This is a genomic window from Streptomyces sp. AK08-02 (assembly GCF_033795085.1).
Lineage (GTDB): Bacteria > Actinomycetota > Actinomycetes > Streptomycetales > Streptomycetaceae > Streptomyces > Streptomyces echiniscabiei.
In genome coordinates this window covers 42,253-57,721 of record NZ_JARAZV010000013.1, presented here as the reverse complement: position 1 = coordinate 57,721, position 15,469 = coordinate 42,253, and the positions used below count along the sequence as shown (strand labels likewise).

12 protein-coding genes and 1 pseudogene are annotated in these 15,469 nt (G+C 66.4%); 9 read left to right on the top strand and 4 right to left on the bottom strand.

The genetic code is table 11. The annotated features are described in order from the left end of the window. The first annotated feature begins 311 nt into the window (after positions 1–311). The 3 genes from PV734_RS26660 to PV734_RS26650 all read left to right on the top strand — a co-directional run bounded on the left by PV734_RS26660 (position 312) and on the right by PV734_RS26650 (position 4,199). Entirely contained in the window at positions 312–752 is a 441-nt protein-coding gene (locus PV734_RS26660; RefSeq protein WP_050399602.1) for a hypothetical protein, read from the top strand. A 356-nt stretch (positions 753–1,108) separates the two neighbouring features. Then, complete coding sequence (locus PV734_RS26655; protein WP_199813379.1) at positions 1,109–1,255, top strand: hypothetical protein; 147 nt, start codon at positions 1,109–1,111, stop codon at positions 1,253–1,255. Between the two features lie 313 nt (positions 1,256–1,568). Next, positions 1,569–4,199 (top strand): valine--tRNA ligase, encoded by a 2,631-nt coding sequence (locus tag PV734_RS26650; protein ID WP_319292335.1) that lies wholly within the window; start codon positions 1,569–1,571, stop codon positions 4,197–4,199. Between the two features lie 64 nt (positions 4,200–4,263). Here PV734_RS26650 and PV734_RS26645 read toward each other — a convergent pair whose 3' ends face one another. Next, on the bottom strand, positions 4,264–4,536 hold the full coding sequence (locus PV734_RS26645) for a hypothetical protein (RefSeq protein WP_046912673.1): 273 nt from the start codon (positions 4,534–4,536) through the stop codon (positions 4,264–4,266). 251 nt (positions 4,537–4,787) lie between these two features. After that, positions 4,788–5,131, bottom strand: a pseudogene (locus PV734_RS26640) (dihydrofolate reductase family protein); the annotation flags it as partial. Between the two features lie 825 nt (positions 5,132–5,956). Between PV734_RS26640 and PV734_RS26635 the strand changes: the two are divergent. The 3 genes from PV734_RS26635 to PV734_RS26625 all read left to right on the top strand — a co-directional run bounded on the left by PV734_RS26635 (position 5,957) and on the right by PV734_RS26625 (position 10,291). Continuing rightward, positions 5,957–6,451: a hypothetical protein gene (locus PV734_RS26635; RefSeq protein ID WP_050399601.1), complete on the top strand. Its 495-nt coding sequence runs from the start codon at positions 5,957–5,959 to the stop codon at positions 6,449–6,451. Continuing rightward, positions 6,448–8,883 (top strand): FxSxx-COOH system tetratricopeptide repeat protein, encoded by a 2,436-nt coding sequence (gene fxsT / locus PV734_RS26630; RefSeq protein ID WP_319292332.1) that lies wholly within the window; start codon positions 6,448–6,450, stop codon positions 8,881–8,883. Before PV734_RS26635 ends, fxsT begins: the two co-directional genes overlap by 4 nt. A 1,111-nt stretch (positions 8,884–9,994) precedes the next feature. Further along, positions 9,995–10,291, top strand: coding sequence for a hypothetical protein (locus PV734_RS26625; RefSeq protein ID WP_046917773.1), 297 nt, complete (start codon positions 9,995–9,997; stop codon positions 10,289–10,291). A gap of 530 nt (positions 10,292–10,821) precedes the next feature. On the opposite strand, the gene PV734_RS26620 is transcribed toward PV734_RS26625, so the two are convergent. Further along, the gene (locus PV734_RS26620; protein WP_319292330.1) at positions 10,822–11,715 is read right to left on the bottom strand and encodes a GntR family transcriptional regulator; all 894 of its coding nucleotides are present in this window, start codon (positions 11,713–11,715) and stop codon (positions 10,822–10,824) included. Between the two features lie 873 nt (positions 11,716–12,588). Between PV734_RS26620 and PV734_RS26615 the strand changes: the two genes are divergently transcribed. Then, complete coding sequence (locus tag PV734_RS26615) at positions 12,589–13,077, top strand: DUF6233 domain-containing protein (protein WP_046917774.1); 489 nt, start codon at positions 12,589–12,591, stop codon at positions 13,075–13,077. Between the two features lie 62 nt (positions 13,078–13,139). Further along, a complete protein-coding gene (locus tag PV734_RS45890; protein ID WP_373413176.1) occupies positions 13,140–13,271 on the top strand; it encodes a hypothetical protein in 132 nt (43 codons plus the stop codon). A 465-nt stretch (positions 13,272–13,736) separates the two neighbouring features. On the opposite strand, the gene PV734_RS26605 is transcribed toward PV734_RS45890, so the two are convergent. Beyond that, on the bottom strand, positions 13,737–13,898 hold the full coding sequence (locus PV734_RS26605; RefSeq protein WP_159026228.1) for a hypothetical protein: 162 nt from the start codon (positions 13,896–13,898) through the stop codon (positions 13,737–13,739). A 234-nt stretch (positions 13,899–14,132) separates the two neighbouring features. On the opposite strand from PV734_RS26605, the gene PV734_RS26600 reads away from it, so the two are divergent. Then, positions 14,133–15,269 carry a hypothetical protein gene (locus PV734_RS26600; protein WP_159026229.1) on the top strand — a complete coding sequence of 379 codons (1,137 nt, stop codon included), beginning with the start codon at positions 14,133–14,135 and terminating at the stop codon, positions 15,267–15,269. Positions 15,270–15,469 lie beyond the last annotated feature (200 nt).

The following is a 15,469-nucleotide window of genomic DNA, read 5'->3' as shown; positions in this document are numbered from 1 at the left end:
GGAACCGGCATCCCTACCGACCGTGACTGCCAGCGGCCGTTCACATGCGAGATTGCTCATGCCAGACCGACTCAGCCAGTGCTCACGGAGCTCGGATTTCGGCATCGTCGCAGGACGCACTGCTCACGAAGTCGTGGACCCTACACTCAAGTCAGCCGTCGTCTCATTGATGTCCGGCCGCGCAGAGGACGTCCGTCGCCGACTTGCCCGGAACGCGTCCACGAGTCACGGACAATTGCGTCGGATAACCTCCCAACGCGACAATCGCGAAATGACGGCCGGTCCGTGCCGGTCCTTCCGATAGGGGATTGATGAGCACCGTCACTGAGTCCGCGGCCCCGGCTGGCGAGCTGACCCATGCCGCCGCGCTCACCAAAGCTGACGTCGACGCACTGGAAGCCTTCCTCAGCGCGCGGTTCGACGCGATGCGGTCTGCGAACCACTTCTCCAGCGACGCGTACAACGCGGCGGCCGCTCTGGCGCGTGTCCTGCGGGACCTAGTCAAGCCGGTGCGCGCCTCGTTCCGCTACGACGACGGCTCGCCCGAACTCCTCCGGGCTCGGATGCGTCACTGGAACCGACTGCGCGGCCTCGCAGAGCCCTGGGAGAACACCGACGGCTACGACCGGGGCCGCTGGGACTATCTCGTGCACCTCGACGCCTCAGAAGTCGCGAGCTCGGCGGAGTACGCACGTCGGCGCGAGGAGGAACAGGCCGCGTACGAGCGGGACCGTCTGCTGCGGAGCCTGTGATGACGCAACATGATGCCCGCCCTTCAGGTCAGCCGACTGGATTCGATGAGACGGCGGCTGGCTTGGGTGAGAACGGACAACTTTGCCCTCTGTCATAGATCGTCATAACCGTTCTCCGGATCTGCCACCTCTGGCCAAGTCGTGTTGGCTACCGTCCCCCGATGAAGTCACAGGTCGCCGAAACCACCGAAGCTTGTAGCTGCACTGCGAAGGGCAGCTTCTGTCAGGACTGCAAAGGCGAAGGGTGAGTGACGCCGCTGCCTGAAGACGGGCGACGACGAGACGCCACCGGCCGCTGCACGTCGTGCGCTAGGCGGGGAGGCCACCGCCTGCCACACGAGCCGACGTGCCCCGTGATGCGGAAACACCCTGGGCTTGAGCACTTCGCACCCCAGCTCATCAGCGACTCGGGCAACATCACGTTCTTCAGCGCCGGCAACGCTCTCGCTCGACCAGAGGTGCGGCAGCGCCTCGCGCAGATCCTGTTCGGGCCCCGGCCCTGACGACCGGGGTCACGGCAGCAGTCCTGCGCGTCAGCGGCCGAGGAGAACAACAGCGGCGACCACGTCCGCCCCATGAACCAAGTGGATCACAGCGTGCAGCCGCAGCCGCCGACGAGCTCCTCCAACTATGTGAGTCGCCACCACCCTGCAGAAGGACGGCCCCGAAGGCGGTAAACTGAGAGTGGCCGTACGGGAGCGTTCTTGGTCACACTTGAATCGTATCCGTGCGGCCTTTTGCATGGCCTGCCCCCTGTCGATCTTGAGACGAAAAGCCAGGCAAGTGCAGGGACGCCGGGCCCATAGAATGGCCGTCGTGACCGACAACACTCAGCGCCCCGACAGCGGGCCGAACAGCGCCCCCGAACTGCCGACCCAATATGCGCCGGCCGAGGTAGAGGGAACGCTGTACGAGCGCTGGGTAGAGCGCGGTTACTTCGAGGCTGACGCGAAGAGCGACAAGCCCGCGTACACCATCGTCATCCCACCGCCCAATGTCACCGGCTCCCTGCACCTGGGGCACGCCTTCGAGCACACGCTGATCGATGCCCTCACCCGCCGTAAGCGCATGCAGGGCTACGAGACGCTGTGGCAGCCCGGCATGGACCACGCCGGCATCGCCACGCAGAACGTCGTCGAGCGGGAACTCGCCAAGGAAGGCAAGTCCCGCCACGACCTGGGCCGCGAGGCGTTCGTCGGGCGGGTCTGGCAGTGGAAGGCCGAGTCCGGCGGCCAGATCGCCGGGCAGATGCGGCGCCTGGGCAGCGGCGTCGCGTGGAGCCGCGACCGCTTCACCATGGACGAGGGCCTGTCCCGTGCCGTTCAAACCGTCTTCAAGAAGATGTTCGACGACGGCCTGATCTACCGCGCCGAGCGCATCATCAACTGGTGTCCGCGCTGTCTGACGGCCATCTCGGACATCGAGGTCGACTACCAGGACGACGACGGCGAGCTCGTCTCCATCAAGTACGGCGAGGGGGACGACACGGTCGTCGTCGCCACCACCCGTGCCGAGACCATGCTCGGCGACACCGCCGTCGCCGTTCACCCCGACGACGAGCGCTACAAGCACCTCGTCGGCCGGCGCATCAAGCTGCCGCTGACGGGCCGCACGATTCCCGTCGTCGCCGACACACACGTCGACCCCGAGTTCGGCACCGGCGCCGTCAAGGTCACGCCCGCCCACGACCCCAACGACTTCGCCATCGGCCAGCGGCACGACCTAAAGTCGCTGACCGTCATGGACGAGCGCGGAGTCATCACGGCCCACGGGCCTTTCCAAGGGCTCGACCGCTTCGAGGCGCGCTCCGCGATCGTCGCCGCGCTGCGCGCCGACGGCCGGATCGTCGCGGAGAAGCGGCCGTACGTCCACTCGGTCGGCCACTGCTCGCGCTGCAAGACGACCCTGGAGCCGCGGCTGTCCCTGCAGTGGTGGGTGAAGGTCGAGACGCTCGCCAAGGCCGCGGGAGACGCGGTCCGCGACGGCCGGGTGAACATCCACCCCGCAGACCTGTCGCAGCGCTACTTCGACTGGGTCGACAACCTCAACGACTGGTGCATCTCACGGCAGTTGTGGTGGGGCCACCGCATCCCCGTCTGGCACGGCCCGAACGGTGAGACCGTGTGCGTGGGCCCCGACGAACAGCCGCCGAGCGGGGAGGGCTGGGAGCAGGACACCGATGTCCTCGACACCTGGTTCTCGTCCGGCCTGTGGCCCTTCTCCACGCTGGGCTGGCCCGAGAAGACCGCGGACCTGGCCAAGTTCTATCCGAACTCGGCCATGGTCACCGGCTACGACCTGATGTTCTTCTGGGTCGCGCGGATGATGATGTTCGGCCTGTACGCGATGGATGGCGAGATCCCCTTCCACACCATCGCGTTCCACGGCATGGTCCGTGACGAGCACGGCAAGAAGATGTCGAAGTCGTTCGGCAACACGGTCAATCCGCTGGACTGGATGGACAAGTACGGCTCCGACGCTCTTCGGTTCACGCTCGCGCGGGGCGCCAACCCCGGTACCGACGTGCCGATCGGCGAGGACTGGGTCCAGGCGTCCCGGAACTTCGCCAACAAGATCTGGAACGCGACGCGGTTCGCGATGATGAACGGCGCCACGATCGAGGGCGAACTGCCCCCGGCCGAGCAGCTGTCGGCCACGGACCGCTGGATCCTGTCCCGGCTGAACACCGTCGTGGCCGAGGCGGACGCGTACTACGACGACTACCAGTTCGCGAAGCTCGCCGATGCCCTGTACCACTTCGCGTGGGACGAGGTCTTCGACTGGTACGTCGAGCTGTCCAAGACGACGTTCATGGCCGGCGGCGACGCGGCCAAGGTCTCGGCACGTGTCCTGGGCGAGGTCCTGGACGTGACGCTGAAGCTGCTCCACCCGATCGTCCCGTTCGTGACGGAGACGCTGTGGACCACGCTCACCGGCCGCGAGTCCGTCGTGATCGCCGACTGGCCGGCGGACAGCGGGTTCCGCGATGCCGCAGCCGAGGCGGAGATCGAGAGCCTCCAGCAGGTGATCACCGAGGTTCGGCGCTTCCGCTCGGACCAGGGCCTGCAGCCCGGCCAGAAGGTCCCTGCCCGCCTGGACCTGGCGGGTACGCAGCTCGCTGCCCACGAGGCGGCCATCCGTCAGCTGCTCCGGCTCCAGCCGAAGGGTGACGGCTTCAGTGCCACGGCGACCCTCCCGGTTGCCGGCGCCACGGTCGCGCTCGACTTGTCCGGCACGATCGATGTCGCGGCCGAGCGCAAGCGGCTGGCCAAGGACTTGGCTTCGGCGGAGAAGGAGAAGGCCCAGGCGGAGGCCAAGCTCGGTAACGAGGCGTTCTTGGCGAAGGCGCCGGACAACGTGGTCGAGAAGATTCGTACCCGTCTCGCGAAGGCCGAAGAGGACATCGTCCGGCTGCAGAACCAGATCAACAACCTGCCGCCTGCCTAATAGCCAGACCAGCGAGGAAGCCCCGGACGCATCGTCCAGGGCTTCCTTCATACGGCGGGCACCACTACGGAATTCCCAAGCCCTCGAACGGGCTCGACAGGGAGAACTGCCGCTGGCGGGCGACCGTCAGGGCCTGTTCGAGGTCGAACTCGGCCATCCGGATCAGGTCGACGAGCCGGGACGGCTTCGAGGCGAGGACGAGGCGCGTGATGTCCTCAGCCGTGTCATCGCGGTTGAAGCGGTGTCGGAACAGGTCGAGGTTCTTCTGCACCACCAGCAGGGTCATGTCGAACGCGGAGATCTCGGCGTTGGAGCGCCCGTTCGGCGGCCAGGCCACGTTCCGATGAGGCGGTGTCAGCTCGGAAAACTGACAAGATCGATGAGATTCCACCGCGCGGGCTCTCTGTAGTTCTGTCACTTGCCTGGTCGGCGCTCACCGGAGCTGACAAGACCATTGGGACATTGACCCCGTGACGGCCAAGCCCATTGATCCCCAGCCGGATCGCTCGCCCGTCTTGTCTCAAGGCAGTTGCCAGTGCGCAGCTCGCCGACATGGCTCCCTGACACGATGGATGAGAACGGACAGGTGGCCTTGAGCCGGGTGATCTCGGCGACCGCGTCACCGGTGACCAGGCGGGTGTTCCAGTCGACCTTGTCGATCGTCGAGGAGAACACCACCTTCGACATGTCCCGCCAGCGGCGCGCGAACTCGATCTCCGCCGGGGTGGCGCCCGGCTGCTGGTCGCCGGCGGCCAGTGGGAGCTCATCGTCTGCCACAGCTTGCGCCCATACAGCGTCAGGTCGGTCGCCTGCAACTGGTCGGACCAGAATTGGAACAGCTCGTCGCTCGGCACGCCCCAGCCGATGTCGTCGCCGGGCGCGGCGATGTAGCCGTCCAGGGTCAGGTTCATGCCGTAGATCAGTTTCCGCATGGCGCCAGCCTTCCGTGAGTCGGTCTCACGCGTACAGACCGGCGCGGCGCGGGAAACTCATCGGTGCGCGATCTGAGCACACATGTAGTCCTCGTGCTCGGGGCTCAGCGTGGCGTACTCGGCCGACTCGGACAAGCCGCCCGATCTCGACCTCGCCCTCGCCCTCGCGAGGAATTGCAACGGATTTGAGACTGGTCATGGGTGACAAGGCCGTGAGACAGCCAAGAACGCCCAGGTCACGCAAGATCGACATGTCACGAGCGGCGAGACCCTACAGGCGAAGTGTGGGATCTCAGATTCCGTGGCCGAATCTCACGGCCGATGGCCACTCGGCGGCCGATTGGCCACGATTCAGAGACCGGATGGTTGTCCTGTCACATTCAAGCTGTCGGATTCTCCCCCGTTGTCGTTCGTGTTGGCGGATTCTCATCGCGGCGCGTGCCGAGCGGCGGCGTTTGCTTCGTTTACGGGGTTCGAGTTGTTTTTCCAGGCCCGGTCTTCCGCCCCGCCACGTACGAGACTTCTGCGAAAGCCAAGTTGTTTGAGAACAAATACCACCGGCGTTCTCAAACAACTTGACTCCTCCGCAGGCCAGGGAACTGTTATCTGCCAGCTGCACTTCGACAGGACACTGGTCAGCCTGTTCACTCTGTGGCGTCGGTTTCGCCGAGCGTCCAGCCGGCCGACGGTTGCGCTGCCCGCAGCGCCCGCGACGTGGCTGTCCAGCCTCGTCGGCGGAGGGGGACCGTACGCGATCAGCCCCCAGGGCAGGGGAGTTACTGCCATTGTGGTCGTGGATGTGACGGCTCGGATCGAGGGGGAAGTATGCGGCGAAATCTCCGCTGGGCGACTGCGGGACTGGTCACGGCCGTGGTCTTCGCGGTACCCACGTGGCTGTGCGGTGCCGTGTTCCTGCCGTCGATGGTCACAGATGCCGCGGTCCGCTGGGGGCTCTCGTCGGCGCTAGGGGTGGTGCTGGCCACGCTGGCCGTCGCGTGGGGCCAGAGCTTCGCCACCCGCGCCCACCCGGAAGACGCCCCGCCTCCGCCGTCCGACGGTCCGGTCACAGCGTCCGGCCCGCGCAGCGTCGCCGTCAAAGGCAGCCCGACGGGCAATATCTCCACCGGGGACACCGGGGTGCGCAGTGCCCCGGACAGCTCTCCGGCCCGCCCGGAGCCCCAGGCCCCGGCCCCCCCTGCACCCCAGCCCGAGCCTGGGCCTGGCTCGGTGGCCGCGTCCGGAGAACGGTCGATCGCCATCAACGGCAACCCCGGGGGCACCATCTCCACCGGCGACCAACTCGGCGAGGACCCCGCGTGAAGTGGCCTTTCAAGAAGCAGCCCGCGCAGCCGCAGGCATCAGAGCCCGATGTCCTCCCCAGCGTCGAGGCATCCGGGACGCGGTCCGTAGCAATCGACACCGGCGGCGGCGACTTCCTGGGGACCGCCCTGACCGGGGACAACGCCACAGCCATTCAGTTGCCGCCCGAGGCGCTCGTGCCCCCGGCTGAGATCCAGGCCCCACCAGGACTGGACAACTTGCCGATACGCCCGGATACGTTCGTGGGCCGCGCCCGTGAGCTGGAGCGGTTGGATGCCACACTCTCGTTCGGGGGCCAAACGGTGGTCCAGGCGGTACATGGGCTGGGCGGGATCGGCAAGAGCACTCTGGCCGCGCACTGGGCCGCCACCCACCCCCACGGCCGTGCCCCGGTCCGGTGGATCAACGCCGAGAGCCCCGTCGCCGTCCAGCAGGGCCTGGCCGACCTCGCCACCGCCCTGCAACCCGCCCTGGCCAAAGCCCTGACCGCCGAAGCACTCGCCGAACGCGCCGCACAGTGGCTGGCCACGCACACCGGCTGGCTGATCGTCCTGGACAACGTCAACGATCCCGCCGACATCACCGGCTTACTCGCCCGCGCCCCCGGCGGACGCTTCCTGATCACCAGCCGGCTCGCCGCCGCCTGGACCATCGCCACCACCGTGGTCCGCCTGGACATCCTGGCCCCGGACGAGTCCCTGGACCTGTTCACCCGCATCACCACCGCCACAAACCCCGGGCGGGACCTGGACGGCGCCGCCGACGTGTGCGAAGAACTCGGCCACCTGCCCCTGGCCATCGAGCAGGCGGCGGCCTACCTCGCGCAGAACCCGCTCATCACCCCCCGCGCCTACCTGCGCCTGCTCGCTGAGCACCCGGCGGCGATGTACCGCCACGGCGCGGCCACCACCCCGGCCGAGCGCACCATCGCCCGCATCTGGAACGTCACCCTCAATCGCATCACCGAACTCCAGCCTCAGGCCGCCGACCTGCTGCGCACCCTGGCCTGGTACGCCCCCAACCTCATCCCCACCACCCTGGCCGACGGCGGCCCCGCCGACCCGCCTGCGCTACACGCGGCACTCGGCCTGCTGACCGCCTACAGCATGATCACCCCCGACAACGTCACCGGCACCCTGGCCGTCCACCGGCTCGTCCAGGCCCTCGCCCGCACCCCCGATCCCGAGGATCCTCACCGCACCCCGCACCACATTGCCCAGGCCCGCGAACAGGCCACCGCCAACCTGCGCACCGCCCTGCCCGCCAACTGGGAAACCCCCGCCACCTGGCCCACCTGGCGCACCCTGCTCCCCCACATCGACGCCCTCGCCGATCACACCACCGCCGACACCGACACCGCCACCACCGCAGGTATCCTCAACCACACTGCGGGCTTCCTCGGCGACCAAGGCCGGCCCGCCCACGCCATCAGACACCTCCAACGCGCCCTCACCGCCTGTGAACGGGTACTGGGTGAGGACCACCCCGACACCTTGAACTCCCGCAACAACCTTGCCCTGGCCTACCGGTCGGCTGGCCACCTAAAGAAGGCCATCGCCCTATACGAGCGGACCCTCACCAGCCATCTGCGGTTGGACGAAGACCATCCCTCCACGCTGACCGTCCGCAGCAACCTCGCCAGCGCCTACCGTGAGGCGGGACTCCTCGAAGAGGCCATCGCCCTGTACGAGCGGACTCTGATTGGCCAGCTACAAGTGTTGGGCGAAGACCACCCTGGAACCCTGGCTTCCACCAATGGCCTCGGCCGTGCCTACCAGTCGGCGGGAGACCTGAAGCGCGCCATCTCCCTGTTCAGGCATGCTCTCACCGGCCATCTGCGGGTGTCGGGCGAAGACCATCCCTCCACGCTAGCCGTCCGCAGCAACCTCGCCGGCGCCTACCGTGAGGCGGGGCACGTGAAAGGCGCCATCCTCCTATGCGAACAGAACCTCGCCATTCGGGAGCGGGTTCTGGGTAAAGACCACCCCGATACCCTAGCTTCCAGGAACGACCTCGCTGGCGCCCACCGGGCAGCAGGGCACCTGAAAATCGCCATCTCCCTGCACGAGCAGACCCTCACCGACCAGCTACGGGTGTTGGGCGAAGGCCACCCCCACACCATGGCTTCCCGCGGCAACCTCGCCGAATCCTACGAGTCGGCGGGAGACCTGAAGCGCGCCATCCCCCTGTATGCGAAGGCCATCAGCACTTATGAACAGGTGTTGGGCGAAGACGACCCCCATACCTTTGCTCTCCGCCGAAGGCTCGCTAGCGTCTACCGCTCGGCGGGGTTTCCCGACCGCGCCATACCCCTGTACGAGAAGATCCTCGCATCCTGCGAACGGGTGATGGGTAAAGAACACTCGCTCGCGGTGATGGCCCGAGACGATCTCACCGCTGCAATCGCCGAACGCGACGGTGCAAGATCGTAGTGACCGCCGTGTCACAAGCACGGATGTGACACAGGCGGCCGACCGCCGGACCGTGATCACGTTCCCGCAGGTCGCCTTGTGTCAGAAGCTGACGTCACCAGGCTTGGTTCAAAGCCCGCGTCATGGCGCCAAGCCGTGGGATCGATCTCGCCTATTGCCGTGTCAGTACGACCAACGGCGTCACTGCCGTGCGCGCGATGGGAGTACTCGAAGGTGCCGGGCAGTTCGAGCAGCGCGAGGTTCCCTCTGATGAGAATCGGCCGATCGCGGCGGTTCTCAGGTCCCTACGGGAGCTGCGGGGAATGGACTCCGACGATCCGGGCAGCACGGAGTACGGACAGCGACTCAGCCTCCAGATCCACGCCTTGGACTTGCTAGCTGCCTCTGACACCACGGCCCTCGTTTACACGTACGCACACCAACTGTCTCCAAGCGAAGCTGTGGAGCGCTTCCCCCACGGGCGGTGGCGGCGTTTCCACGAAGTGCGAACAGACTTCGTCCAAGCGGCTCGCTCGCATCTCGATGGCAGCACCTGAGCGTGACCGCCGGTCAGGGCGCTGGTAAATCGTCGCTCGCTCAGGCCGATCCGAGGATTCGGACACGACCGTGAGCCTGGCTGGCCGGGAAACGGCGACAGACTTCAGGCGAAGGGGACAGCGTGCCGCCGCCCCCTTTCCTCACTTGGACCGGTCAGCGTTAGGTAAGGATCCAGCGCCCGGCAGGCGTCACCGCTGTGACTGAGCCGTCTTACATTGGCCACCTGAGCATCCCAGTTGGCCACGATGACCGGACGCGGTCAGGGCGTTCCTCGGCCAGCCAGAAGGGCCTGGTAGACGAAAAGGGTGGAAGTCTCTCCGCATGCCCAGTCCCAGCGGCGAGCGTCCCGGCCGACAGACAGGGCCGCGTCTACCGTGCGTCCATGCACGGAGTTCGCGTCGACAGTGGTCCCACGCCGGCAGACTGGCTGAGCGCCTGGTCGACAGCCTTTGCGGCGGTCGGCACCGTGGGTGCGTTACTCCTCGGCTTGCTCCTCTGGCGACAAGACCGGAAGCAGCAACGCCGTGCCCAGGCACGCCGCGTGCACGGCCATGCTGTCCCAACGGAGGGATACATGCAGGGCACGGACGTCAGTGCGGCGGAGTACGTCATCGAGAACAAGAGCGATGGTCCGATTTACATGGTCCACCTGCCCCGAGAGGGGGGCGCCGTGATCCAGTTGAGCAACATGGTCCCGGCCGAGGCGAGTATCCGCTACGCGGTCGAGAACGTCACCGACGTTGAGCGCCTAGGGCTGGCAGACGGGACCGTGAGTGCCGTGCCCATCACCTTCTCTTTCACCGACCAAGACGACACCCGGTGGACGCGCTTCGACAACGGGCACCTCAAGGAGACGGCAGACGCTCCATGACCGGGCCAGCACATGCTCAGAATGACCAACCGAAGCGCTCCGTGGCCAGGTAAGGCGCTCAGTCACAACCGCACCCGCGCAACCAGATGTGACCTCCACCGGTAGATAGCCAATCCGTCCAAACGCGTCGCAGGCCACGGGCTCGCGCTCAACCGCAACTGGCCACTTTGCTCAATGATGATTGGCCAACTGGGTCACGGACTTGGGTCCAATTGGCGTTTGGGCCCGTGGGCCGTCAGTGACATCCGGGACGGCGGTCGCATGCCTCACCGGCGGCGGCCAGGTGCCACGGCTCCTCCTTCAGTCCGAAATCTCGCCGTGCCGCTGGCCGTCGGCTAGGGCTCTGACGTGGGATGAGTCGACTGCGGAGCGGGACCAGTCCAGCGGCGAGGCCGCGCCGAGTTCGGTGAGCAGGGCCTCGGGCCGCTGCTGCCACACGTCGGCCGATCGGTAACGCCACGGCGGCAACGAACGTGAACCCACCAGGGGCTGTCCGCCGGTACTACCGCGAGGCGGCACCGCCCAGCGGCCTACGTGAACGACATCTCAACGGAGATGGTCTCCCACATTGCGTTGAACCAGAGAACCGACTGCTCAACGAAGTCTGTGTCTGGACCGTTTTCACCGGCTCCGAAAACCCGCACCAAGCCCATGGGACCCGCGTCATACACTTCCATGATCCGTTGATCGATCTCTATCTCACGTCGCACCATTGTGTAGTACGAAAACAGTGCGGTGCTGTCATTGATGAGGTACAGCTTCGCCATGGGGGCAAAAGGAATCGCCCGATACGCAACTTGCACATCGATGCCGTGAGTTGCGCGAAGTGATCGCAGCGAGGTCGCCATCGACCTTGCATGAGCGTTACGCTCACTGAGCCACGCCTGGTGGACATGGCCGTCTTCGTCATCGTTCGGCTTCGCCGCGCGAGGGAACGCCAAATCAATGTCTCGGCTGGGAAGCAGCACTCGAACGTTGATCCTTTCTGGCTTCACCTCCCCAGCATGAATCGCATGAATGGGATCTCCCATTGCAACTGCCAACGACTGGCCGTTGAGACACATGGCGTCAATCCAAACCTCTGGCGCCGCGAAAGCGGACCTGAGGTGGTCACGGAGGGCCACAACGGAAGAGGCGAATGGAACCTGGGGAGCGTCTGCGACTGCCGGAGATTCCATTAGTTGTCGCCAGCGGCGTTCGACCGGCGGATCCTGCTTCGCCCATCCACATAGCAAACGGACCACTTTCAGCAATTCCTCTGCGTCCCGTGGTACGTGGTTACCTCGGCGCCAATCGCTGAGTGTCGCCACCGGGACACCTGATTCCCGGCTGACCCGGGTGAGCGTCAACCGGCCTCCAGACTCGGCCTGCGCCACCTCCCACAACTTGGACAACTCGACGACCACGGGGGGAACCGCGCTCACGCGGGCAGATCTATCCAGCATCCAAACCCCCACCGTTCGTGGCTTGCTTCCGAGTCGGAAGTTCCGACTCGTGTGCCGAGCCTACGGCTCGCCAACGGCCTTTCCGAAGTACTTCGAGAGCACTGCCGTTGGACCGCCGAAGCACCATCAATGGACCTCAGGCGCAGCGGCATTGAGGGCCGCGACCCACCTGGGGAGGCTGCAATGAAGAGGAACAGTCCAACTGGTCAGCGACTCGCACGCACCGCGTTGTTCGCGTTGGTTCGTGGAGCGGGAGCGGCTGTGGGCTCAGCCGCCGTCGCAACGGTCGTCTGGTGGGTGCAGACGCGGTGATGCTCCCCCCTTAGCCGGTCCAGAGCGCGGCTGGCAGCACATAACCCACGTTCATGCAGCGAACGATGCATGAACGTGGTCTTCGCCGCAGGAACGGCGTTCCTCATCGGCAGAGCGAGCGTCCTCGGCTTCACCGCAGTGGTCACCATCGGCCGACGCCACCTTCGGATACACGCCGTCTCTCGAAGGTGACGGGGGCCAAGTAGCACTGCGAATGGCCAACCATCACTGCGAGGCACACCAGACGGCGAGAGATGCGCCGAGAATCGAACAAATGATTGAATATGGCCATGGAGTTTGCGCCCTACCCTCGTGACCTGCTGCAAGCGCAGCATGACTGGTATCGCACGTACGACGCACTTGCCGCACTGCCTCCCACGGTGGGGGCCACAGCCCTGCGTCGACGGCTCCTGGTCTTGTCCTCCCGGATCGCGTGGCATCGGCACTGGTCAGTCCAGCCGTCTCCTCCTGCCGCCCGCGTGGAACTGCGGCGTCAGGCGCGGGCTCTGGAGACCGAGGCCCTATAGAGGAGGGACCGTCGTGGCCGCCTCCCCGTCGCAGCCGTTCGCCTTGATAACGCTGGTCTTGCCGGATGAGCAGGCCGTGCAGGTCCGCCTGTACGAGAGGTTGCAGACGACGGGAAGACACCCATGGAGGTACCGCATCGGTGTGCCCTCCTGGGTCGCGACGGAGGACGGGGTGGAGCCTGCCGAGTACTCGGTGTGGGTCACGGACAAGCAGCTCCAGCCGATCGATGGTGTAGACCTGTCGATCGTCCCAACACATCGGCGCCTTGATGCTCTTCCGCTGCCGAAGCCGTCGGGGTGGGTCGTACGGCCGGATCCGCAGCGTCGCGGCGGCACGGTCGTCCATGATGCCGTTTGCCGCCATGCGACGGTCGGAGGCAAGGAGTTGGGGACCATGGAGGCGCTGGACGCGCTGATGCGGCCCGGCGCCTCAGCGTGCCACGAGTGCGTCGCGGCCGAAGTGCTCGTCCCCGCACTGGAGTTGGGTAAGGGTTTCGGGTAACTGCCACGGCGGTGCCGGAAGCGGCAGCACTGTCGATCCCGCGCCCCCTACCGTGTCGAGCCATGACGGTCCTGATCATCCGCGGCAGCGGCTTCCTGGGAACCGAACTGGCACGCCAGGCCACGGCGGCGGGGCACGAGACCGCCGCGACGTTCGCCACCACCCGACCCGGCACGGTCTCGGAAGTCCCCTGACATCCCCTCGACGTCTGGGACCCCGCGCAGGTTGACGGAGTGATCGACGACGTGGCTGCCAGCATGTCGAGGACCTGGCTGCCGCGCTCTTGGAACTCGCGCTGCCCGATGCAGCGGGGGTGTTCCACCTCGCCTGGCTGGAGGCGCTCAGCCGTGGCGACCTCGGCCGACTGATCGCCGAGCGCGAAGGGCTGGACGCCGCGCGGCTGACCCCCGGGCCGCGAACCGACACCCCGCTGCCGGGACCCCTCGACGTGCGCCTTGACGGCCGCGCCACGCAGGAATGGCTTTATCCACGAGAACGGGAGTCGTTTGTCAATGAGCGCGGGAAGCACTTCAAAGCCGGCCAAGTCGATGTTCACGAGTTCGGGAGGCACCCGCGGTGCCGCCCTGTTGGGCACAGAGCGGCCAGGGGCACCTGACGGCGCCGGTGGAGGGTGCCAGCAGCCCCCTCCACCGGTTTCGCTACGCCACGAGCTTGTGCAGGGCGAGCACCGTCGCGCCTGCGGCACCGAGCCCGGGCAGCGGGCCTGCCAGGCTCAGGACGAGGGCGCCCGCCAGGACGCCGGCGAGCAGAATGATCGCCCAGCGCTGGGGCAGGGGCTGGGGGTCATTGGAATCTGCCACGTACTGTTCTCCTTGAAGGAATCCTCGAGCAGGCGGCCCCGGCTGAACCCCGGGGCCGTTCGCGTCTGTGCGAACGACGTGACCGCCGAGCCCGCGTTGAGCGGGCCTAAAGTCCATGGTGAGGGGCCTGGAAGTCCCTTCGTCGGGACGTGACTAACGTTTTGATCCGGGTAAAGGCTCTTGAGGGTCTTTACCCGGATCAAGACGGTGGGATCAAAACGCTAATCTTTCTTCGTGGCTGATGCACGGGAGACGAACGAGCGCAGACTGCGCCGACTGCAGCAGATGCGAAGGACCGGCTCGGTAACGAAAGCGTCTGAGGCCCTGGGCGGAATCTGGAAGGCAGGGAAGAAGCCGGACTCGATCGTCCTGCGCACCGCTTTGCTGCGGGCCGACGGGGAACGGTCGAGACTCACCAAGCTAGTCCTTCCGCGAGGGATAGCGCTGCGCTTCTACCTGCTGGCCCTCTTCGAGGCGCAGTGCCGACTGGACACGGGGGACCCCTGGCAGAACGTCCGCCCGCTGAAGGGTGCCGAATCGTGGTCCGCCCTCGTTGCCATCGACGGTGCGTACGACACGGCGTCGGGGGCGTACGACGCCGCGTTCAAGCACATGCCTCCAGAGCTCCGCGGTAGTACGCGCGCGGAGGAGCGGTGGCGCACGAGGAAGCTGGAGGACCTGCGGCTTCGGCAAGTCAAGGGAGCCCTGAGAACTCTGGAAGAACTCGGCCATGAAGACGCCTTGGTCTCCCTGCCCCGGGGCGCGCGCGGACAGCGGTTATACGAGGACTTCTCGCTCATGGAGGAAGGCGGGCGGGGCGATATGCCGACCCCAGACATCTACACCGTCCCCGTCCGTAGCTGGACAGCCGCCAGGACGATCACGCTCCCTAAGGACTTCTTCCTGAAGGGCTGGATCCAGGTGCTCAATCCTTCCGAGGTCGCCACCTGGCTCATCCTGAGATGGATGAGCCAGTGGGCGCCCAGGAAGCACCGCGTGTCGGGCGTCTTCCTCACCACGCGGCCCCGCATGCAGGCCTTCGGTCTGCGTGACGATGCCTGGGAAGACGGGTGTCAGCGCCTTCTCGAGTTCGGTCTCATCCGCCACGCCGAACCTCCCGAGGGGCTAAAGGCTGCCCTGGACGCGATCGCCGACCCCGTCATAACGGCGCTCTTCTCTCAGCCCACTCGCGTCCGCCAGCCTTACCAGCCACATTTTTGGCAGATGACCGACGATGGGCTCGCTGAGAGCGCCGCGCAGGCGCTCGACCGGGAACTCACCCATCGGCGAGAGGCACTCGCCGATGCCGCCATGAAGCGCGTGCAGCACGATCCCGAGCGGCTCGCCGGCCATGCGCCGGCCGACGAGTGAGGCGCGCGCCGCACGCGACTGCCCTGAGCCCGGCCCGCTTTGCCGAGGGGGACCCTCGAACCGCCGACCCGGCCGTCAGCGACTCCCGAACTCATCGACATTGATCAAGCGGCGGGGGTCTCGCAGTGACTCCGGGAGTCGTTGATAAACGACTCCCGTTCTCATGTGCAGAGCCACAGGAACGCCTGCGGACCAGGATC